The following is a 19,305-nucleotide window of genomic DNA, read 5'->3' on the forward strand; positions in this document are numbered from 1 at the left end:
AAAAAGCCGGTCCTTGCGGGACCGGCCAATCGAGACGACATCAGCTTGGATTGGCCGGGCCGCATCTGCCCGGATCGGCCCTCAGTGCAGCGTTCGATCCGGCAAGGTCTGTCGCACGCGCTCGATCTCCTCCTTCAGCAGCAGCTTCTTTCGCTTCATCTCGACCACGGAGAGATCGTCCGAGGAGGGGCGGGACGCGGCCTGCGCGATGGCTTCCTCGAGTTGGCGATGCTTGCGTTCGAGTTCGACGAGATGGGTCTGCAGCGACATCTGGATCCTCCTGATGAGCGGTTGACGCAGGGCAGTCTGACATAGAGCCGGCTTCACGTCTGCGGGGCTATCTCGCAGCGCCGCATGACATTCTGTGATCCTAACCGGCTCCTTTCCCCGACAGCGCGAATGCGACACACCGCGCCCGAACCGGTCGTTCCCGCACTTGCGGGGCGCCCGGCGTCTCCGCATAGTCATGCTCAATCGCGGCGATGATGAGATGGCAATGGGATTCGAGTTGAGCCCGGACGAGGTCGAGGCCTTCACATCCGAACTGGCGCGCCTGCGCGAAGAACACCGCGATCTCGACAGCGCGATCGACGCACTCGAGCGGGTCGGCGCCATCAACCAGATCCAGGTCCAGCGCCTGAAGAAGCGCAAGCTCTACCTGAAGGACCGCATGTCGCAGATCGAGGATGCGCTGACCCCCGACATCATCGCCTGACACAAAACAGGCGCACCCGCCGCCGCCCTGCACTCCGTTGCCGACCTTCCGCAGGTGCGCTACAGGCAGTGCAACGAGTGTTTCACTGGGATCAGACCATGGCCGACCACGGACACCCCGCCTCCGACATCCCGCAGATGGATTATCGCGAGCATGAGCGGACTTATCAGGGCTTCGTGCATTTCGCCGAAGTCGGCACCGTCGCCTGCCTGGCGATCGTGGCCGCCCTGGCGGTCGGCGGCACCAAGCATGCCTGGGGCATCGCGATCATTGGCACGCTGCTGACGCTGGTCGGCACGGGCGTCGGCATCGCCTCGAAGGGAATCGGTTGGCGCGCGCCGGCGGTGCCCTTCGGCCTGCTGATGCTCGCCCTCCTGCTTCTGCCCGCAGGCCACTGAACCGTCCCCAGCGCCCGAGAGGTTACGCCGTCATGCGCATCGCCGTGCCAGCCGAAACGCAAGGGGCGGAAACCCGCGTCGCCGTGACGCCGGAAACCGTCCGCAAATTCATGAGCCTAGGGGCCGAGATCGTCGTCGAGAGCGGCGCGGGTCTGGCCTCTGGCATCAGCGATGCCGATTATCAGGCAGCCGGCGCGACCATCGCAGCCACCGCAACTGAGGCGCTTGCGGGCGCGGCCATCGTGCTGAAGGTGCGCCGCCCCGCCGAGGTCGAAATCGCGGACCTTCCCAAGGGCGCGCTCGTCGTCGGCATCATGGACCCCTATGGCAACGAGGCCGCCGTCGAGGCGCTCTCCAAGGCCGGCGTCGCCGCCTTCGCCATGGAGTTCATGCCGCGCATCACCCGCGCACAGGTCATGGACGTGCTGTCTTCGCAGGCCAATCTCGCCGGCTACCGCGCCGTGATCGACGGCGCCGCCGAATATGGCCGTGCCCTGCCGATGATGATGACGGCGGCGGGCACGGTTCCGGCCGCGCGCATCTTCATCATGGGTGTCGGCGTCGCCGGCCTCCAGGCGATCGCGACCGCGCGCCGCATGGGCGCCATCGTCACCGCCACCGACGTCCGGCCCGCCACCAAGGAGCAGGTCGAATCGCTCGGCGCCAAGTTCCTGGCCGTCGAGGATGACGAGTTCAAGCAGGCGCAGACGGCGGGCGGCTACGCCAAGGAAATGTCGAAAGAGTATCAGGCCAAGCAGGCCGAACTCACCGCCAGCCACATCGCCAAGCAGGACATCGTCGTCACCACCGCCCTGATCCCCGGCCGCCCGGCCCCCAAGCTGATCTCGGCGGCGATGGTCGAGAGCATGAAGGCCGGCTCGGTGATCGTCGATCTCGCGGTCGAGCGCGGCGGTAACTGCGAACTGGCCAAGCCCGGCGAGGTCTTCGTCACCGACAACGGCGTCCGGATCGTCGGCCATCTCAACGTGCCAGGCCGCCTGGCCGCCACCGCGTCGCAGCTCTACGCCAAGAACCTCTTCGCCTTCGTCGAGACGCTGATCGACAAGTCCACCAAGGCGCTCGCGGTGAACTGGGACGACGAACTGGTGAAGGCGACCGCCCTGACCAAAGACGGCGCCGTGATCCATCCGAACTTCGCAGCCAAAACTGCGCCGGCACCGGTCGAGCCCGCGCCCACGCCGGTCGAACCCGTAGCTGTCGTCGAGGGGAGCACCACCAATGGCTAATCCGGCACCCGAGCAGACTCTCGAACAGGCGCGTTCTGTTGCCGCCGCCGCGCGGCAGGCCGCCGATCTCGCCGCGCAACACGCCGACAGCCTCGCGGTCGGCGCGAGCGCCGCGACCGGCGGCGTGGTCGACCCGACCGTCTTTCGTCTCGCGATCTTCGTGCTCGCCGTCTTCGTCGGCTACTATGTCGTCTGGTCGGTGACGCCCGCGCTGCACACGCCGCTGATGTCGGTCACCAACGCGATCTCCTCGGTCATCGTCGTCGGCGCGCTGCTGGCGGTGGGCGTCGAGGCCCTGCCTGCGCTCGGCGACGGGCCGGTCTGGGCCAAGATCTTCGGCTTCGTCGCGCTGGTCCTCGCCTCGGTCAACATCTTCGGCGGCTTCCTCGTCACCGAGCGGATGCTGTCCATGTACAAGAAGAAGGGCTGAGCGCCGATGGCCGCGAATTTCTCCGCCCTGCTCTACGTCGTCTCCGGCGTCCTGTTCATCATGGCCCTGCGGGGCCTGTCGCACCCCACGACGTCCCGCCAGGGCAATCTCTACGGCATGGTCGGCATGGGCATCGCCATCGCCACCACCATCGTCTTCTTCCCGCCGAGCGGCTTCTCGGGCTGGCTCCTGGTCGTCGGCGGCATCGCCATCGGCGGCGGCATCGGCGCCTTCATGGCCAAGCGCGTGCAGATGACGCAGATGCCGCAGCTTGTGGCCTTCTTCCACTCGCTGGTCGGTCTCGCCGCGGTGCTGGTGGCGGCGGCAGCGCTCTATGCGCCGAGTGCCTTCGGCATCGGCAAGGTCGGCGGCATCAGCGGCGCCAGCCTGTTCGAGATGGGGCTCGGCGTCGCCATCGGCGCGATCACCTTTACCGGCTCGATCATCGCCTTCCTGAAGCTCGACGGGCGCATGAGCGGCAAGCCGATCATGCTGCCCCAGCGCCATGGCATCAATATCGGGCTCGGCATTGCGCTCGTCGTGCTGCTGCTGATCTTCCTGAAGACCGAGAGCCATGTCGTCTTCTGGCTGATCGTGCTGGTCTCGTTTGCGCTGGGCGTCCTGCTGATCATCCCGATCGGCGGCGCCGACATGCCCGTCGTCGTCTCGATGCTGAACTCCTATTCGGGTTGGGCAGCGGCCGGCATCGGCTTCACGCTCGGCAACATGGCGCTGATCATCACCGGCGCGCTGGTCGGCTCGTCGGGCGCCATCCTGTCCTACATCATGTGCAAGGCGATGAACCGCAGCTTCATCTCCGTCATCCTCGGCGGCTTCGGCGGCGATGATGCGGCCGCCGGCGCGGGTGGTGCGGTCGAGGCGCGTCCGGTCAAGCAGGGCTCGGCGGATGACGCCGCCTACATCATGAAGAACGCCGGCAAGGTCATCATCGTGCCCGGCTACGGCATGGCGGTGGCCCAGGCCCAGCACACGCTGCGCGAAATGGCGGATCTGCTCAAGAAGGAAGGCGTCGAAGTGAAGTACGCCATCCACCCCGTGGCGGGCCGCATGCCGGGCCACATGAACGTGCTGCTGGCCGAGGCCAACGTGCCCTATGACGAGGTCTTCGAGCTCGAGGACATCAACTCGGAATTCGGCCAGGCGGATGTGGCCTTCGTCATCGGCGCCAACGACGTGACGAACCCGGCCGCCAAGACCGACAAGGCCTCGCCGATCTACGGCATGCCGATCCTCGACGTCGAGAAGGCCAAGACCGTGCTCTTCATCAAGCGCGGCATGGCCGCCGGCTATGCCGGCGTCGAAAACGAGCTGTTCTTCCGTCCCAACACGATGATGCTGTTCGGCGACGCCAAGAAGGTCACCGACGACATCGTCAAGGCGATGGCGCACTAAGGCGACATCGTCATTCCCTCGTCGCGAAAGACCGGCTTTGTGCCGGTCTTTTTCGTTCGGAGCCGTTCCCTTGACCACGACCATCCGCAGGATGCTGGAGAGCGATCGCGAGGCCGTGCTGGGCCTGCTCGGCGAACTCACCGATCATGAGGCGACGCTGAGCGACGACCGCGCCACCGGCCCGGCTGCTGCAGCCGCTTGTCTGGCCGATGATACCGAGAAGGCTACAGAGCATGGCGGCGGCCAATTCGTCGCGGAGATGGACGGCCGCGCGATCGGGTATCTCGCGCTGCGGCTGGGGCGGACCGGCCCCTTTCTGCATGACCATCTGCGGGACCATGTCTATATCGAGAACATCGTCGTTGCGGCGGCTCGGCGCGGCACGGGCGTCGGCCAGATGCTGCTGGCGCGTGCCGAGCTTTTCGCTCGCGAGGCTGGGTGCAAGGCGCTGCACCTTGGTGTGCTGACCGGCAATGACATCGCGCTTAACGCCTATCGCCGCGCGGGCTTCAAAGGATTTGCGCTTGAAATGGCAAAAATCATCGATTGACCGCCGTCCCGGCGCCGTGTCGAGCCGCGAGAATTGGTAATGCGCTGGTTCGCCCGTCTGCTCTTCGCTGCCGTCGCGGTCTATGCCGCGCTGCTCGCCATGCTCTATCTGCGGCAGCGCGATCTGGTCTTCCCGCGTGACGCCACCCGCGCCGACATCGCCCGGGCCGGGCTGGCCGGCGCCCAGGAGGTGACGCTGACGGCGGCCGATGGCGAACGGCTCGTCGCCTGGGTCGTGCCGCCCCGCGCGGGCAAGCCGGTGATTTTGTATTTCCACGGCAATGCCGGCAATCTCGGCCGACCGGGCCGCGTCGGGCGCTTCCGGGCACTGACGGAGGACGGCACGGGCCTCTTCGCGGTGAGCTATCGCGGCTATGGCGGCTCGACCGGCAGCCCATCCGAGGAGGGGCTGCATCTCGACGCGCGCGCCTCCTACGGCGCGGCTGCGGATCGCTTCGGCGCCTCACAAATCGTCGGCTACGGCGAATCGCTCGGCACCGGCGTCGTCCTCAAACTCGCGGCCGAGGTGCCGCTGGCGGCTGTCGTGCTGGAGGCGCCCTATCTCTCAACCGTCGCGGTGGCGCAGGGCGTCTACCCTTACGTACCCGTCGAACTCCTGATGCTCGACCCCTTCCGCTCGGATGCGGTGATCGGCCGGGTGCGGGCCCCGCTTCTGGTCCTGCATGGGCAGCGGGACAGGGTCATTCCCTTCACCCAGGGCGAGGCCCTCTATGGCCTCGCCAACGCACCCAAGCGCTTCCTGCACTTCCCACAGGGCGGCCATGAGGATCTGCCGACCCATGGCTCGCTGGCGCAGATCAGGCACTTCCTCGCCGATGTGGGCAGCGGGACGCTTGCGGGCGCGGAAAGCCGCAGCGTGGGGGAGTGAGGTTTCCGATCATCGGCTGGGGGTTTGGGAGCCAACTATCCGTCATCCTGGACGGCCGAAGGCCGACCGGGATGACGCCGTCCTTGATTGACGACCCGGCGAACCCTCAGCTCCGGAACAGCCCGCCGCCGCCCAATCGGCCCTGCCCTGCGCGGGCGGCGGCGTTGTTGCCGTCGAGACCGAGCGCGCGCTGATAGCTCTGGCTCGCCTCGGATTTCTGTCCGAGCTTCTCCTGCGAGAAACCACGACCGGCCCAGGCATCGGCATTGCGGTTATCGACATTGAGCGCGGCGGTGAAGTCCTCCAACGCCGAGTCGTATTTGCCGGTCGCGTTAAGGCTCTGCCCGCGCGCGATATAAGGCGGCGCGTTGTAGGGGTTGCGGTCGATCACCGAATCGAAATCCGAGATCGCGTACTGGTGCTGGCCTTCCTTCTGGTAGACCAGCCCGCGCGCATGGAAGGCTTCCGCCGATTCCGGGTTCAGGCGGATCGCGGTGTTGAGATCGGCCAGCGCCTGCTGGCTGTTGCCCTGGGCGCGCAGCAGATTGGCCCTTGCGATGAAGGCCGGGGCATAAGTCGGAGACGCCGTCGTGGCGCGGTTGAAATCTGCCAGGGCTGCATCGTTGCGGCCGGTCTGGCGCAGCGCGAGACCACGATTGGTGTAGGCCGAGGCGAGATTGGGGTCGAGTTGCACCGCCTTGGTGAAATCGGCGATCGCATCCGAGAAACGGCCGACACGGGCATACGCCGCGCCGCGCGTGTTGTAGGCGCCGGGGTCGTTGGGATTGCGGCTGACGACCTCCGACAGCGAGCCGATATTGACGCTCGCCTCCGCTGCCGAGGCGGTGTCGAGCTCCGCCACGGGCGGCCCCGACAGGCCGGAGACCGTATCGCAACCGGCCAGCGCCAGCGCCAGGCCCGCCGCGACCAGCCAGTTTCTGCCACGCATCATGTTTTGTCTCATCGGTCCGGTTTCCGTGCCTCGTCTGCGCCGTCGGTCCGCCTCGGACCGCTACCGCATTGCCGCGTCCCCCCAACCGAGGGCGCCCTGGTGAAGAGAACGCCCGCTTTGTGCCAAGAGTTGGTTAACGTTCCCGGAAAAGCAACAGCGCCCGGAGAGAACTCCAGGCGCAGCTTTGTCTGACAGGGATCGTCGATGCGCGATGCGGTTGCAAAGCGGCCGGGATCAGGGCCGCTTGGGCTTCACCGGCGCCGGCAGCAGACCTTCGCGCTGCAGCTTCTTGCGCTGCAGCTTGCGGGCGCGGCGGACGGCCTCGGCCTTCTCGCGTGCCTTCTTCTCCGAGGGCTTCTCGTAATGCCCGCGCAGCTTCATCTCGCGGAAAACGCCCTCGCGCTGCAGCTTCTTCTTGAGGGCGCGGAGAGCCTGATCGACGTTGTTGTCGCGAACGAGAACCTGCACGTGGAGTGTCCGTCTTTAGCGGGTTGGTCTAAAAGGTCGGATGGGCGACACTGCGACGCAGCTCGTCCGAAGGATCGTGCGGATACCAGAAATCACTCTGGCTGTCCACGCCGCGAAACCGGGAAAATCGATGCAGAATGCCGCTATTGAACAGCCATCCGATTCGGAGAGCGAGCGCCGCATCATGCTGCTCGCCAGCGACCTCGCGCACCCGGCCTGGGAGCGGGTCGAACAGGCCTATGCCAGGGGCAAGACGCTGGCCGACGCCAAGCAGGCCGTGCTGGACGAGGAGGTGACGCGCCTCGCCCCAACGACCGAGGGCGCCATCCTCGACCGCCTCGTGCAGCTTGTGATGCAGACGCCGTCTTCAGGCCTGCGCCCGGTCGCGCGCCAGCGCCATCGCAAGATCGTGCTGGAGCGGCTGATGGAGCCTTACCGTGCTGCCGGCGGCGCCGAACCGGGCACGCTGGCGATGGTGCTCTATCGCAAGCTGGGCATCGTGCCCGCCCCGCTCAAGGCGTTCTGGCTGGCCCGTGGCGAGCGGCTGCAGCGCGTGCTGTGAGGGGCCTTCAGCCCCGCTCGGGCCATACCCGCGTGACATGGCCCATCTTGCGACCCGCCCGCGCCTCGCGCTTGCCGTAGAGATGCAGATAGGCGCCGGGCTCGGCCAGAAGCTCGCGCCAGCGCAGCGCGGCATCACCGATCAGGTTCTCCATCTCGACACGGCCGCGCCGCTTTGCCGAGCCAAGCGGAAAGCCGCAGACGGCGCGGACATGCTGGTGGAACTGCGAGGTCAGCGCCCCCTCGCTGGTCCAGTGCCCGGAATTATGCACGCGCGGCGCGATCTCGTTGACGACGACGCTCTCGGCCGCGCCCTCCCCGACCACGAACAGCTCGACCGCGAAGACGCCGACATAGCCGAGCGCCTCGCCGATCCGCCGCGCCGCCTCGATCGCCGCCGCCTCGGTTCCCGATGAGACCTGCGCGGGAATCCGCGTGAAGGCGAGGATATGGTCGCGATGCTCGTTCTCGCAGAGGTCGAAGGCCGCAAAAGCCCCATTCGCCCCACGCGCCGCCACCACCGAGACCTCGCGCGAAAAGCTGACGAAACCCTCCAGCACGGCCGGCGAGCGGCCGATCGCCTCATAGGCCTGCGCCAGATCGGTATCCGGCAGGATCTTGACCTGGCCCTTGCCATCATAGCCGAAGCGGCGCGTCTTCAGCACGCAGGGGCGGCCGAGCACGGCAACCGCCGCTTCAAGGTCCGCCAACGAATCGACCGCGCGGAACGGCGCGACCACAAGCCCGCATTCGGCGACGAAGCTTTTCTCGCTGAGCCGGTCCTGCGTCACCGCCAGCGCCCGCGCGCCAGGATGCAGCGGCTTGCGCTGGCTGAGGAAGGCAGCCGTCGCCGCCGGCACGTTCTCGAACTCATAGGTTACGACATCGACAGCATCGGCGAAACGGGCGAGCGCCGCCTCGTCCTCGTAAGGAGCCACCGTCTTTGCCGCCGCCACGTCGAAGGCCGGGTTCTCCGGCTCCGGCGCGAAGATGTGGCAGGCAATGCCGAGATCGGCCGCCGCCAGCGCGATCATCCGGGCGAGCTGGCCGCCGCCGATGATGCCGAGCACGGCGCCGGGCGCGAGTCCCTCAGAAGGCACGCCCTCGACCACCGGCGCGCTCACGCCTCGTCCTTCACGGGGCGGTCGGCGATCGCCGCGCTCTGGCGGGCGCGATAGGCGTCGAGCCGCTCCGCCAGCGCCTCATCCGACAGCGCCAGCACCGCCGCCGCCAGCAGCGCCGCATTGACCGCACCGGCGCGGCCGATGGCGAGCGTGCCGACGGGAATGCCGGCCGGCATCTGCACGATCGAGAGCAGCGAATCCTGCCCCGACAGTGCCTTGGATTCCACCGGCACGCCAAACACCGGCAGCGGCGTCAGCGAGGCCGCCATACCCGGCAGATGCGCCGCACCGCCGGCACCCGCGATCACCACTTTGAAGCCTTCGGCCTTGGCGCCGCGAGCGAAATCGAACAGCCTGTCGGGCGTGCGGTGGGCGGAGACGATGCGGTCGTCATGGCCGATGCCGAGCGCATCGAGCGTCTCGGCGGCATGGCGCATGGTCGCCCAGTCGGACTGGCTGCCCATGATGATGGCGACGGGCGGGGACGGCTTGGCCATGGCGGGAAGCGCTTCCGGAACGCTGGACGGGAAGCGCGCGATCTAGACCGCCCGGTGCCGGGGAAGCAAGCGCCGAATCGGGTGGAAAACCCGAAAGGCCCCAGAACAACCAACACCGTCATTCCGGGCAAGCGAAGCGCAGACCCGGAATCCATCGTAAAGCACGATGTTGCACTACGATGGATTCCGGCGCTGCGCCGCTGACGCGGCTTGGCCGGAATGACGCCGAGGGTGGGGTGGTCGCTGTGCGATCCGGCCTAAGCCGTCGCCACCAACCCCGCCCGCGCCAGGGCCGAGGCCTGATCGGCCGCGACCGTCTCGATCTTGAAACCCTCGATCTCCGCCTCGAACAGCCGGTGGAAGTTCAATTCCGCGTCGAGATGCAGGAACACCCCGCCGAGCCCGATCGCGGCCCGGTCCATGAAGACGAATTCGCGCGGCACCTTGACCGGCCCGCGCGTCTTCAGCGCCTGATGCACCTCGAAGGCCTGGCGCCTGCCATATTCCGCCGGGCTGACATCCTCGGCGATGCGCCGGACGCGATCCTCCAGCAGCGGCCCGTAGATGAAGCGGGCCCAGATGTTGAGCGTGTCGACCAGCTCCTTGGTCAGCCCCTTGAAGCCCCAGACCTCATAGGCATGGACGACGCGCGCCTCGTCGCCCTCCAGCAGGCCGCGATAGAGATCGACGACCCCGCCCACGAAGGACGGCGGGAAGATGCGGATGCAGCCATAGTCGAGCAGGTTGATGCCCTGCGGGGCGCCATCCTCCGAGAAGACCGTGTAATTGCCCAGATGCGGATCGCCATGGATGATGCCGTGATGGCTGAAGGGCCGCCACCAGGCCTTGAACATCGCCGTCGAGATCCGGTCGCGCGCCTGTTGCTCGTCCTGCTTGTGGGTCAGGATGCCGTCGCCCTCGAGCCAGTGCATCGTCAACAGACGCTTCGTCGACAGCGAGCTCTCCAGCGCCGGCACGCGGATCTCCGGCGTCTGCGCCAGCACCTCCTGATACAGCGCGATATGCTTGGCCTCGCGCTGGTAGTCGAGCTCCTCGCGAACGCGGGCGCCGATCTCCGTGGCGATCTCGCTGGTGTCGATCACCGGGTCCATGCGCCGGTGCAGCGCAAACAGGATGTCGAGCTGGGAGATGTCGGCCTCCACAGCCGATTCCATATCCGGATATTGCAGCTTGCAGGCGAGCGGCACGCCCTCCAGCGTCGTCGCCCGATGCACCTGCCCGAGCGAGGCCGCCGCCGCCGGCTGCAGGTCGAAGGAGCCGAAGCGCGCGCGCCATTGCGGGCCGAGCTCCGCCATCATCCGGCGCTTGACGAAGGCCGCGCCCATCGGCGGCGCCTGCGACTGCAGCTTCTGCAGCTCGGCGGCATATTCCGGCGGCACGACATCGGGGATGGTGGCGACGAGCTGCGCCACCTTCATGATCGGGCCCTTCAGCCCGCCCAGCGCCTTGGCCAGCGCCTCGGCATTGGAGGCGTTGCGCCCCTCCATCCCGAACAGCCGCGCACCGGCCATGCGCGCCGCCACCCCGCCGACACTGGCCCCGACACGCGCATAGCGCGCCGCACGGGCGGAAAAGCGGTTGGCTTCGGAGTCGCGGTCGGACATGGGGGCGCTTTCGGGCGGTGTCGGCGCTTCACATGTAGGGTGGCGTCGTCCCGGGGCCAATGTGGCGGGTCGTCTCGCGGGGCGAGAGGTTGCAGGTTTGGCCGGCGGCCCGGCGCAGACATTCGCAAATGGCTGTTTCCTGGCCCCTAGCCGACCTTTGGGACGTCAGCTTTCCGGATACCCAGTTCGCGCGGCGACACGACGGCAGAAGTCTGCCGCTGCAGACCGCGAAATTTCTGCGCTTATTCCGTCCGGCTGAGGCGCCATAGCGCCGCCACATACTCGTCAATTGAGCGTGGTGGTGCCGAGTTAGGCTTGTGGCTTATGCAGCCCCCACTTCGATACTTGAGCGGGAATGGTCCGACGACCTGCTACACCCGAACAAGGTGGGTATCCGGAGCTGTGCGTTGCACCAAGCCGGCAGGCTGGCAAACCGATGCGACGAGTTTTTCCAGATATGCCTTGACTTCCTGGTCAGCCTGGAATGCGGCGAGACGCCAGATTTTAGCACCAACCACTTCCGTCAGTTCAATCAGTTGCTCAAGCCCGCAGTCTTCGGGACGTCCGCCCAAAGCCGGCAGCACCTTGACCAGTTCCTGCGCGCTTTCTCTGACCGGATGGCCTGCAGCGCGTCTAGCAGCGCAAAGAGCGACCCCAGCGATCATGGCGGAGATAATCCGCAGCATCGCCCTGAACGCTTCGGCAGGCGGCATCGCCGCCACGCCTTCGCTGATCGCGGGCAAGAGCGGACTCCGTAGCACCGTTGCTGGAGGGGCTGACGAGGGAGTGATCGCAGCCTGCGGCATCACTTAGAACTCGTCCCAGCCGGAGGAGGCATGGCCGTTGACGACCTTCTTCATCGCGGGCTGCACGGGCCGTTCGGCCGGCCTTGCGGCGCGGGGCCTGGCGAAGGCGGTCTGGACCTGGCGCTGCAGATCGGTCGCGGAGCCGCCGGCGGCCATGCCGCCGACCTCGGTGCGATAGCCCCCCACGAGCTGGTTGAGCTGGGCGATGCGATCGGCCAGGGCGTTGGCCGAGGCGGCGCTTTCCTCCGCCAGGGCCGCGTTGGACTGGGTCATCTCGTCGAGATGCGCGACCGTCTGGCTCATCTCGTCGATGCCGTTGGCCTGTTCGCCGCCGGCCGAAGAGATATCCGCGATCGTCGATGCGACCTTCTGCGAGGCGTCGAGGATGACGGTTAGGGATTCGCCCGCCTTGCGCACGAGCTTGACGCCCTCGCCGACCTCCGCATTCGAGGAGGAGATCAGGGCCGAGATGTCCTTGGCGGCCTCGCCCGATCGTTGAGCGAGGGTGCGGACCTCGCTCGCCACGACGGCGAAGCCTTTGCCCGCATCGCCCGCGCGCGCGGCCTCGACCGCAGCGTTCAAGGCCAGCAGGTTCGTCTGGAACGCAATGTCGTCGATGACGCGGGTGATCGCCTGGATCTTCTGGGAGGCATCCTCGATGCGGGCCATCGCCCTCACGGCCTCTCCGGCAATATCCCCACCGGATTGCGCGGCAGCGGTCGCCTCCGAGGCGAGGTTCGCCGCCACGCGGGCGTTGTTTGCCGACGCCTTTACGCTCGCGGCGAGTTCCTCGGTCGTCGCCGCCGTCTCTTCGAGGCTGGAGGCCTGTTCCTCGGTCCGCTTCGACAGATCGTCGGCACCCGTCGAGATTTCCTTGGCAGCCGTGTCGATGCCCTGCGCGGCGACCGCGACCTGGCCGACGATGCTCGCGAGCGTGCCGATGAGCTGGTTCACGCCCTCGCATAGGGCAGCGTTCTTGGCGTTGAGATTGTGAAGGGCGATCCTGCGGGTCAGGTCCTGAGCCTTGGCGGCTTCGACGACCGTGCCGACTTCGGCGATCGCAAACTCCATCTGCTCTTCGTTTTCCCTACTGGCCGTGATGTCGGTCGCGTATTTCACGACCTTCATAGGGGCACCCAAGGCGTCGAGGATCGGGTTGTAGCTCGCCTGCAACCAGACGACCTTGCCGTTCTTGCCGGTTCGGCGATAGCGGCCTTCCTCATACTCCCCGCGCCGCAGCTTCTCCCAGAACTGCCCGTAGGCCGCGCTGGAGCGATCCTCCTCGCCGACGAAGATGCGATGATGCCGCCCGACGATCTCCTCGAGAGCATATCCCGTCGTCGCGAGGAAATTGGCGTTGGCGTGGAGGATCTTGCCCGTCAGATCGAATTCGATCACCGCCTGGGCCTTGTCGAGGGCGGCGAGTTGGCCCTCCATATTGGCGATCTGCGTTTTGTGCGCAGTGATGTCGGTGGCGAACTTCACCACCTTGCGGACCTTTCCGCCCGGATCCTTCACCGGGGTGTAGATGGCCTGAAGCCAAAGGCGCGCGCCGCCCTTGCCGATCCTCAGGAACTGGGCCTGCATCGGCTCGCCGGCCGCTAGCCGCGTCCAGAAGCCCTGGTAATCGGGGTGGGCCCGCTCTGCGGCTTCGACGAAGATCGAGTGATGCTGGCCTTCGATCTCGGTCAGGGAGTAGCCCATTGTTTTCAGAAAGAGGTCATTCGCCGACAAGATCTTGCCCGAGGGATCGAATTCGATCACCGCCTGGGTGCGCCTGATGGCGGCTGCCTCGGCGGCGAGGGTACCCGTGTTCATGAGATCGCGAATCGACATCGTGTTTCCTCTCCGCCGAGTGCCCCACGAAGGCGCACTCGCTTTCGCAATTTATGTTTGACCTGCGATGGCCGGCGAGGCCTAACGTTAGGTCACGCCATTGGGTAAAGCTGGATCTTTAATGTCAGGTAAATGCCCAAGCTCCTTCTAGCGCGCCTTCAGAAGCAGCGAACATGGCTTCGATGCATCCCATCATCGTAAGACGAGGGCATTACCTCTCGTTTTTGTGGGGCAGCGTCCATTCCCGGCCGGCCCGAGCGTAGCCTTTGCTGTTAACCCTTGCCGCTGGCTCGCATCCTTCCGATCCTGTTGGGCGCCTCGGCGCGGGTCGCAATTTTTGCTCTTTTGTAGGGAGACGCACTTTATGCTTGTGTTGGCGGCGTCCTCCATTTGGCGGTAAACTTGCTCAACATGATCTGACCCTTGACGCAGCGAAAAGTCATCGATCTCACGCTAGAGCGTCGGACGACGGTCTCGCGCCTCTCTGTGAGCACGCCGACGCTGACGACGGAGCACGTCGAAACTGTCAATCCCGTCGACTACGAATTCGCCGTCAAAAGCGACATGCATTATCTGGCGCTGCACGATCTCGTGTTCCACGACGCGTTGATGCGGGTCGAGGGAGAGAAGCATCGCCGCGGTCGTGACCTTCGAGAAACCCTGACGTTCTTTCCGGCGGGGATCGGCGTTGAGGGCTGGTGCAAGCCTACTGACCAGAGGCAATCGTTCACAGCCATTTACATCGACCCTAGCGCAGTTCCTGAGGCGATCGGGTCCCAGCCCTTCTGGCAGAGGCCGGAGATTTATTTCCGGTCGCCTGAACTGCTACGTACCTTGACCCAGCTGAGGTCGGTGCTGCAGGGCACGCTGCCCTTCAGGGAAGTTCTGATCGATGCATTGGGGCAAATGGCGATCGCCGAATTCGCAAATCGGCAGTTTAGCCAGACGCCCGCCCTTCAGGTAGAGCGCAAGCTGGACGACGCAGAACTGCGGCTGCTTGAGAGCTACCTTCAGGAAAACATCGCCGGCGATATCCAGCTTGAAGACATGGCTGGCGTTTTGGGCATGAGCAAGTTCCACTTTATCCGCCGTTATCGGTCGACGACCGGCCGGACGCCGTATCGCTCGTTGCTGGACCTGCGCTGCCAGACCGCCGTCCGAGAGCTGAAAGCCGGAAGGTCCGCCGCCGAGGCGGCTGCCGTTGCTGGTTTCGATGGGACAGCGCAGATGTCGCGATCGCTGCGCGCGACGCTCGGAATCACCGCCCGCGACGTACGGTCGTGACAGTCGAACACGTACCTCCTGGGGGCAACGCGTCCGAGAGATGTTGCCCCAATGAGCTCGGGGTATCACCCGGCGCGTGAGCTAGAAGTTCTGCTTCTAGGCAGCGACTAAATGTCAGCAAGTTGCGCACAGCGGCCATCGCGAAGCCTATCCCCGCCCCACCAACTCCGTTCAAACCTCCGCGACGCCGTCCGCGCGTCCACCAGCGCCTCGACCAGCCGCACCATCTCCACCACCAGATAGGCATTCGTCCGCCCGCATCCGAAAGGCGCTTCGGCCCGGCTCGTCCCTCAGAACCGCCGACGCCGCCGGTCGGCCAGCACCGCGGCTGCCGCATTATACCCCGGCGCGCCGGTGACGCCGCCGCCGGGATGGGCGCCCGAGCCGCAGAGATAGAGCCCCGGCACCGGCATGCGGTAATCGGCGTGGCCGAGCACGGGGCGGGCGCAGAAGAGCTGGTCGAGCGTCAGCCGGCCATGGAAGATGTCGCCGCCGACCAGCCCGAAGCGCGCCTCCAGATCGGCGGGGGAGAGCGCCAGCCGCCCGACCACCGAGGCCTTGAAGCCCGGCGCATGGCGATCGACCGTTTCGATCATCAGATCGGCGACCGTCTCGCGGCACGTCTCCCAGTCGAGCCCGTCGGGCAGCACCGGCGCGACATGCTGGCAGAACAGGCTCGCGACATGGCAGCCGGGCGGGGCCAGCGTGTCGTCGAGCGTGGACGGGATCAGCATCTCGACGATCGGCTCCTGCGACCAGCCTGAGAGACGCGCCTGCGCATGGGCCCGGTCCATGTAGCCGAGGCTCGGCGCGATGATGATGCCGGCGGTGTGATGGTCGCCGGGTTCGGGCAGGCTGGTGAAGCGCGGCAGCTCCGACAGCGCGACATTCATCCGGAAGGTGCCCGAGCCCGAGGCGTAGCGCATCATCCGCTCGATGAAATCCACCGGCACGATCGCTGGATCGACCTTGGAGAAGAGCAGCCGCGGATGCAGATTCGAGACGACCGCGCGTGCCCGCACCACATCGCCGGCCTCCGTCACCGCGCCGACCGCCCGGCCCTTCTCGCTCAGTACCTGCGCGACGGGGCTGTCGAGCCGGATCTCGACGCCGGCCTCCGCGCAGGCCTTCGCCATCGCCTGCGTGATCGCGCCCATGCCGCCGATGGCGTGGCCCCAGGCGCCCTTGTTGCCGTTCACCTCGCCAAAGACATGGTGCAGCAGCACATAGGCACAGCCCGGCGTGTAGGGGCTGGCATAATTGCCGACGACGGAATCGAAGCCCAGCAGCGCCTTGATCGGCTCGCTCTCGAACCAGCCGTCGAGCCAGTCCCCCGCCGATTTGGTGAAGAGGTCCATCACGTCGCGCTTGGCGGTGAGATCGAGCCGCGACAGCCGTCGCGCCACCCGGCCGGCATCGATCAGATCCGGCAGCGCCGAAAGCCAGCCGCCCTCAGCCAGATTGGGCGGCGCCTGCAGCACGAGATCGCGCAGCACGGCGGCCACCGTCTCCAGCCGCGCCTCATAGGCCGGCAGACGTTGCGCATCGCGCTCCGAAAACGCGGCGACGGAGGCCGCCGTCCGCCCCGGCCCGGCCGCGAGATGGCGCCCATCCGGCAGCGGCAGGAAATTGGCCATGCGCCGCTCGACGATTCTGAGGCCGTGCCGGTGCAGCTCCATCGCGGCGATGATCTCGGGCCGCAGCAGGCTGACCGTGTAGCTCGCGGTCGAGTTGCGGAAACCGGGATGGAAGCTCTCGGTCACGGCCGCCCCGCCGACGACGCCGCGCCGTTCCAGAACCGTCACCGACAGCCCCGCCTTGGCGAGCCGGTGCGCGCAGACCAGCCCGTTATGGCCCGCGCCGAGGATCACGACATCGGTGGTGCTCGTCGCCATGGCGGGCGGGTTTCCTGGGGTATGCGGCAGGTGTTCTGGCCGCGTTGTCGTTTCAGCGCCAGGGAAGGTCTTATCGGCGGCGCGTGGACTGGGCGAGTTGGTCGCGCAGCCATTGTGCGAGGACGTCCTCTTCCGCCTCGCCGGCCGCGACCGCGAGAATGGCGGCTGTCATGTCGGCTTGCGGCACGAGCAGATCGACGCCGTTCAGATTGAAGAAGACGATCAGGGCGGCCAGCGCCGCACGCTTGTTGCCATCGATGAAAGGACGATTGCGGGCAATACCGAAAGCATAGGCGGCTGCCAACGCTGCGAGATCATGCTCGCCATAAGCAAAATTGTTCTGGGGACGGCCAAGCGCCGATTCCAGCATGCCCTGGTCACGGATTCCTGCGGGGCCGCCGAACAGCGCCAGCTGTTCGGCATGCATATCAATGACGAGCTCCAGAGTAAGCCATTGCGGCTCGTTCATTTTGCCAGCTCGCGAAAGGTATCGGCGTAATCCTTGAACGCCCGACGGGCGAACGCCATGCCCCGGGCGTGGACATCATCATAGGGCACGAGCTTGACCTCACGATCCGGCTGGCGAACGACGGTGAACCTGTCGCCCTCGGCCAGACCGAAGCGGGCCAGGACATCTTTTGACAGGATGATTCCCACGGAATTGCCGATTTTTCGAAGCTGCACGACGTCCGATAGAGCTTCGCCGTCTTGCGGCGCGACGATCTCGTTCATGGCAGGCGCCTCCCTGTTGTACGTTTCGTATAACATGCCGGCGCCCGGCTGTCAGCACCGACGCCACCACCAGTCGCCCTTGTCAGCCCGCCCCGCCGCAAGCCAAATCGCCCGCCACGACGAAGCAGGTGAGGCCGATGCTCCAGCGCCACGCGACCTATCGCGAGACTTTCGACCGGTTTCGCTGGAACATCCCCGCGCATTTCAACATCGGCGTCGCCTGTTGCGACCGCCATGCCGATGGCAGCGACAAGCCGGCGCTGATCTACGAGGACGAGGCGGCGGGTCTCGTCACGCTCTCCTTCGACGACCTCAAGCGCGCGTCGAACCGCGTCGCCAACCTGCTGCGCGGTCATGGTGTTGCGGCCGGCGACCGCGTCGGCATCCTGCTGCCGCAGCGCCCCGAGACGGCGATGGCCCATCTCTCGGTCTACAAGCTCGGCGCCATCGCCCTGCCCCTCTTCATCCAGTTCGGCCCCGAGGCACTGGAGCACCGGCTGCAGCACAGCGGCGCGGCGGCGCTGATCACGGACGCCGAGAACCTGCCCAAGATCGAGGCGATCCGCGACGCACTGCCTGATCTGCGGATGATCTTCGTCGTCGATGGCCCCAGTGGTCATCTCGATCTCGCGGCCGAAATGGCGAAGGCCTCCGACGATTTCTCCGCCGTAGACACCCGCGCCGACGATCCCGCCGTGATCATCTACACCTCCGGCACCACCGGAAAGCCCAAGGGCGCGCTTCATGCCCATCGCGTCCTGCTCGGCCATCTGCCGGGCGTGCAGATGCCGCAGGCTTTCTTCCCGCAGGCCGGCGACCTGTTCTGGACCCCGGCCGATTGGGCCTGGATCGGCGGGCTGCTCGATGTGCTGCTGCCGAGCCTGTATTTCGGGGTGCCCGTGCTGGCCTCGCGCGCCCGCAAATTCGACCCCGAGGCCGCCTTCGATCTGATGGCGCGGCACAAGGTCCGCAACGCCTTCCTGCCGCCGACCGCGCTCAAGCTGATGCGCCAGGTCCGCGATCCCCGCCGTTTTGGTCACGCCATGCGCTCGATCGGCAGCGGCGGCGAGACGCTCGGCGCCGACATGCTGGACTGGAGCGTCGAGACCTTCGGCTTCGCCGTCAACGAGTTCTACGGCCAGACCGAAGCCAATCTGCTCGTCGCCAACAACGCCGATCTCTTCCCGATCCGCCCGGGCTCGATGGGCCGCGCGGTGCCGGGCCACCGCGTCGCGGTGGTGTCGCCCGAGGGCGAGCCTCTGCCGGCGGGCAAGCCGGGCCTGATCGCGGTGGCCCGGCCAGACCCGGTGATGATGCTGGAGTACTGGCGCCAGCCGGAGGAAACGGCAGCGAAATTCGCCGGCGACTGGCTCCTGACCGGAGATACCGGCACCTGCGACGAGGACGGCTATCTCTGGTTCCAGGGCCGCGACGACGACATCATCTCCTCGGGCTCCTACCGCATCGGCCCCGGCGACATCGAGGACTGCATCATCCGCCATCCCGCCGTGCTGATGGTCGCGGTGATCGGCGTGCCCGATCCGATCCGCACCGAGGCGATCAAGGCCTTCATCCTGCCGAAGCCCGGCGTCGTGCCCTCGGATGCACTGGCCGCAGAGATCCAGGCCTTCGTCCGGGAGCGGCTTGCCGCCTATCAGTATCCGCGCCTGGTCGAGTTCGTGACGGAGCTGCCGCTGACGGCAACGGGGAAGATCAGGAGGAAGGATTTGCGGGAGAGGGAGGTGGCGAAGCTGCGGGAGGGGTGAGCGGGGTGAAGACGCGTCATGCTCGGGCTTGACCCGAGCATCTCCGGCCGGAGGAGGCCTGCCGCGCCCATCGGCCCGAGATTCTCGGGTCTGCGCTTCGCTTCGCCCGAGAATGACG

Annotated in this window: 21 protein-coding genes; 10 read left to right on the plus strand and 11 right to left on the minus strand. The window is 66.6% G+C overall.

Annotation, left to right across the window (positions count from 1 at the left end):
• Window positions 1–81: 81 nt before the first annotated feature.
• Window positions 82–270: a DUF465 domain-containing protein gene (locus tag IP69_RS00785; protein WP_054140892.1), complete on the minus strand. Its 189-nt coding sequence runs from the start codon at window positions 268–270 to the stop codon at window positions 82–84.
• 226 nt (window positions 271–496) lie between these two features.
• Here IP69_RS00785 and IP69_RS00790 point away from each other — a divergent pair, with 226 nt between their 5' ends.
• The 7 genes from IP69_RS00790 to IP69_RS00820 all read left to right on the plus strand — a co-directional run bounded on the left by IP69_RS00790 (window position 497) and on the right by IP69_RS00820 (window position 5,641).
• Entirely contained in the window at window positions 497–715 is a 219-nt protein-coding gene (locus tag IP69_RS00790; RefSeq protein ID WP_054140943.1) for a DUF465 domain-containing protein, read from the plus strand.
• A gap of 98 nt (window positions 716–813) precedes the next feature.
• Window positions 814–1,113: an aa3-type cytochrome c oxidase subunit IV gene (locus IP69_RS00795; protein ID WP_054140893.1), complete on the plus strand. Its 300-nt coding sequence runs from the start codon at window positions 814–816 to the stop codon at window positions 1,111–1,113.
• Window positions 1,114–1,145: 32 nt separating this feature from the next.
• On the plus strand, window positions 1,146–2,360 hold the full coding sequence (locus tag IP69_RS00800; protein WP_054140894.1) for a Re/Si-specific NAD(P)(+) transhydrogenase subunit alpha: 1,215 nt from the start codon (window positions 1,146–1,148) through the stop codon (window positions 2,358–2,360).
• Entirely contained in the window at window positions 2,353–2,790 is a 438-nt protein-coding gene (locus IP69_RS00805) for an NAD(P) transhydrogenase subunit alpha (RefSeq protein WP_054140895.1), read from the plus strand. The genes IP69_RS00800 and IP69_RS00805 overlap by 8 nt, the downstream gene beginning before the upstream one ends.
• A gap of 6 nt (window positions 2,791–2,796) precedes the next feature.
• Window positions 2,797–4,203, plus strand: coding sequence for an NAD(P)(+) transhydrogenase (Re/Si-specific) subunit beta (locus tag IP69_RS00810; protein ID WP_054140896.1), 1,407 nt, complete (start codon window positions 2,797–2,799; stop codon window positions 4,201–4,203).
• Between the two features lie 70 nt (window positions 4,204–4,273).
• Entirely contained in the window at window positions 4,274–4,753 is a 480-nt protein-coding gene (locus IP69_RS00815) for a GNAT family N-acetyltransferase (protein WP_156323221.1), read from the plus strand.
• Between the two features lie 39 nt (window positions 4,754–4,792).
• Window positions 4,793–5,641, plus strand: coding sequence for an alpha/beta fold hydrolase (locus IP69_RS00820; RefSeq protein ID WP_054140898.1), 849 nt, complete (start codon window positions 4,793–4,795; stop codon window positions 5,639–5,641).
• 106 nt (window positions 5,642–5,747) lie between these two features.
• On the opposite strand, the gene IP69_RS00825 is transcribed toward IP69_RS00820, so the two are convergent.
• On the minus strand, window positions 5,748–6,593 hold the full coding sequence (locus tag IP69_RS00825) for a tetratricopeptide repeat protein (RefSeq protein WP_248306657.1): 846 nt from the start codon (window positions 6,591–6,593) through the stop codon (window positions 5,748–5,750).
• A 234-nt stretch (window positions 6,594–6,827) separates the two neighbouring features.
• Window positions 6,828–7,061, minus strand: coding sequence for a 30S ribosomal protein S21 (gene rpsU / locus IP69_RS00830; protein WP_054140900.1), 234 nt, complete (start codon window positions 7,059–7,061; stop codon window positions 6,828–6,830).
• Between the two features lie 130 nt (window positions 7,062–7,191).
• On the opposite strand from rpsU, the gene IP69_RS00835 reads away from it, so the two are divergent.
• Complete coding sequence (locus IP69_RS00835) at window positions 7,192–7,623, plus strand: hypothetical protein (RefSeq protein WP_054140901.1); 432 nt, start codon at window positions 7,192–7,194, stop codon at window positions 7,621–7,623.
• Window positions 7,624–7,630: 7 nt separating this feature from the next.
• On the opposite strand, the gene IP69_RS00840 is transcribed toward IP69_RS00835, so the two are convergent.
• From IP69_RS00840 to IP69_RS00860, 5 genes are all read right to left on the minus strand, one after another.
• The gene (locus IP69_RS00840; protein ID WP_282568221.1) at window positions 7,631–8,746 is read right to left on the minus strand and encodes a 5-(carboxyamino)imidazole ribonucleotide synthase; all 1,116 of its coding nucleotides are present in this window, start codon (window positions 8,744–8,746) and stop codon (window positions 7,631–7,633) included.
• Window positions 8,743–9,243, minus strand: a complete 501-nt coding sequence (gene purE / locus IP69_RS00845; protein ID WP_054140902.1) for a 5-(carboxyamino)imidazole ribonucleotide mutase — start codon at window positions 9,241–9,243, stop codon at window positions 8,743–8,745. Before purE ends, IP69_RS00840 begins: the two co-directional genes overlap by 4 nt.
• Window positions 9,244–9,500: 257 nt before the next feature.
• Window positions 9,501–10,868, minus strand: a complete 1,368-nt coding sequence (locus IP69_RS00850) for an AarF/UbiB family protein (protein WP_054140903.1) — start codon at window positions 10,866–10,868, stop codon at window positions 9,501–9,503.
• 371 nt (window positions 10,869–11,239) lie between these two features.
• Window positions 11,240–11,611 carry a hypothetical protein gene (locus IP69_RS00855; RefSeq protein ID WP_156323222.1) on the minus strand — a complete coding sequence of 124 codons (372 nt, stop codon included), beginning with the start codon at window positions 11,609–11,611 and terminating at the stop codon, window positions 11,240–11,242.
• Between the two features lie 66 nt (window positions 11,612–11,677).
• Entirely contained in the window at window positions 11,678–13,510 is a 1,833-nt protein-coding gene (locus IP69_RS00860; protein WP_054140905.1) for a methyl-accepting chemotaxis protein, read from the minus strand.
• A gap of 423 nt (window positions 13,511–13,933) precedes the next feature.
• Here IP69_RS00860 and IP69_RS00865 point away from each other — a divergent pair, with 423 nt between their 5' ends.
• On the plus strand, window positions 13,934–14,794 hold the full coding sequence (locus tag IP69_RS00865; RefSeq protein ID WP_054140906.1) for an AraC family transcriptional regulator: 861 nt from the start codon (window positions 13,934–13,936) through the stop codon (window positions 14,792–14,794).
• A 290-nt stretch (window positions 14,795–15,084) separates the two neighbouring features.
• Here the strand turns inward: IP69_RS00865 and IP69_RS00870 are convergent, their stop codons facing one another.
• The 3 genes from IP69_RS00870 to IP69_RS00880 form a co-directional block, all read right to left on the minus strand.
• Entirely contained in the window at window positions 15,085–16,689 is a 1,605-nt protein-coding gene (locus IP69_RS00870) for an NAD(P)/FAD-dependent oxidoreductase (RefSeq protein WP_054140907.1), read from the minus strand.
• A gap of 70 nt (window positions 16,690–16,759) precedes the next feature.
• Window positions 16,760–17,158 carry a type II toxin-antitoxin system death-on-curing family toxin gene (locus tag IP69_RS00875; RefSeq protein WP_054140908.1) on the minus strand — a complete coding sequence of 133 codons (399 nt, stop codon included), beginning with the start codon at window positions 17,156–17,158 and terminating at the stop codon, window positions 16,760–16,762.
• Window positions 17,155–17,421, minus strand: coding sequence for an AbrB family transcriptional regulator (locus tag IP69_RS00880; RefSeq protein WP_054140909.1), 267 nt, complete (start codon window positions 17,419–17,421; stop codon window positions 17,155–17,157). The genes IP69_RS00875 and IP69_RS00880 overlap by 4 nt, the downstream gene beginning before the upstream one ends.
• Window positions 17,422–17,558: 137 nt before the next feature.
• Here IP69_RS00880 and IP69_RS00885 point away from each other — a divergent pair, with 137 nt between their 5' ends.
• Window positions 17,559–19,187: an acyl-CoA synthetase gene (locus tag IP69_RS00885; protein ID WP_054140910.1), complete on the plus strand. Its 1,629-nt coding sequence runs from the start codon at window positions 17,559–17,561 to the stop codon at window positions 19,185–19,187.
• Window positions 19,188–19,305 lie beyond the last annotated feature (118 nt).

The sequence above is a fragment of the Allobosea sp. AAP35 genome (genome assembly GCF_001295925.1).
In the GTDB taxonomy this organism is placed as follows: domain Bacteria; phylum Pseudomonadota; class Alphaproteobacteria; order Rhizobiales; family Beijerinckiaceae; genus Allobosea.

Coding starts and splice junctions, on each gene's coding strand:
- IP69_RS00785 (WP_054140892.1), bottom strand. CDS start 270: ATGTCGCTGCAGACCCATCTCGTCGAACTCGAACGCAAGCATCGCCAA.
- IP69_RS00790 (WP_054140943.1), top strand. CDS start 497: ATGGGATTCGAGTTGAGCCCGGACGAGGTCGAGGCCTTCACATCCGAA.
- IP69_RS00795 (WP_054140893.1), top strand. CDS start 814: ATGGCCGACCACGGACACCCCGCCTCCGACATCCCGCAGATGGATTAT.
- IP69_RS00800 (WP_054140894.1), top strand. CDS start 1,146: ATGCGCATCGCCGTGCCAGCCGAAACGCAAGGGGCGGAAACCCGCGTC.
- IP69_RS00805 (WP_054140895.1), top strand. CDS start 2,353: ATGGCTAATCCGGCACCCGAGCAGACTCTCGAACAGGCGCGTTCTGTT.
- IP69_RS00810 (WP_054140896.1), top strand. CDS start 2,797: ATGGCCGCGAATTTCTCCGCCCTGCTCTACGTCGTCTCCGGCGTCCTG.
- IP69_RS00820 (WP_054140898.1), top strand. CDS start 4,793: ATGCGCTGGTTCGCCCGTCTGCTCTTCGCTGCCGTCGCGGTCTATGCC.
- IP69_RS00825 (WP_248306657.1), bottom strand. CDS start 6,593: ATGATGCGTGGCAGAAACTGGCTGGTCGCGGCGGGCCTGGCGCTGGCG.
- IP69_RS00835 (WP_054140901.1), top strand. CDS start 7,192: ATGCAGAATGCCGCTATTGAACAGCCATCCGATTCGGAGAGCGAGCGC.
- purE (WP_054140902.1), bottom strand. CDS start 9,243: ATGGCCAAGCCGTCCCCGCCCGTCGCCATCATCATGGGCAGCCAGTCC.
- IP69_RS00850 (WP_054140903.1), bottom strand. CDS start 10,868: ATGTCCGACCGCGACTCCGAAGCCAACCGCTTTTCCGCCCGTGCGGCG.
- IP69_RS00860 (WP_054140905.1), bottom strand. CDS start 13,510: ATGTCGATTCGCGATCTCATGAACACGGGTACCCTCGCCGCCGAGGCA.
- IP69_RS00870 (WP_054140907.1), bottom strand. CDS start 16,689: ATGGCGACGAGCACCACCGATGTCGTGATCCTCGGCGCGGGCCATAAC.
- IP69_RS00875 (WP_054140908.1), bottom strand. CDS start 17,158: ATGAACGAGCCGCAATGGCTTACTCTGGAGCTCGTCATTGATATGCAT.
- IP69_RS00880 (WP_054140909.1), bottom strand. CDS start 17,421: ATGAACGAGATCGTCGCGCCGCAAGACGGCGAAGCTCTATCGGACGTC.
- IP69_RS00885 (WP_054140910.1), top strand. CDS start 17,559: ATGCTCCAGCGCCACGCGACCTATCGCGAGACTTTCGACCGGTTTCGC.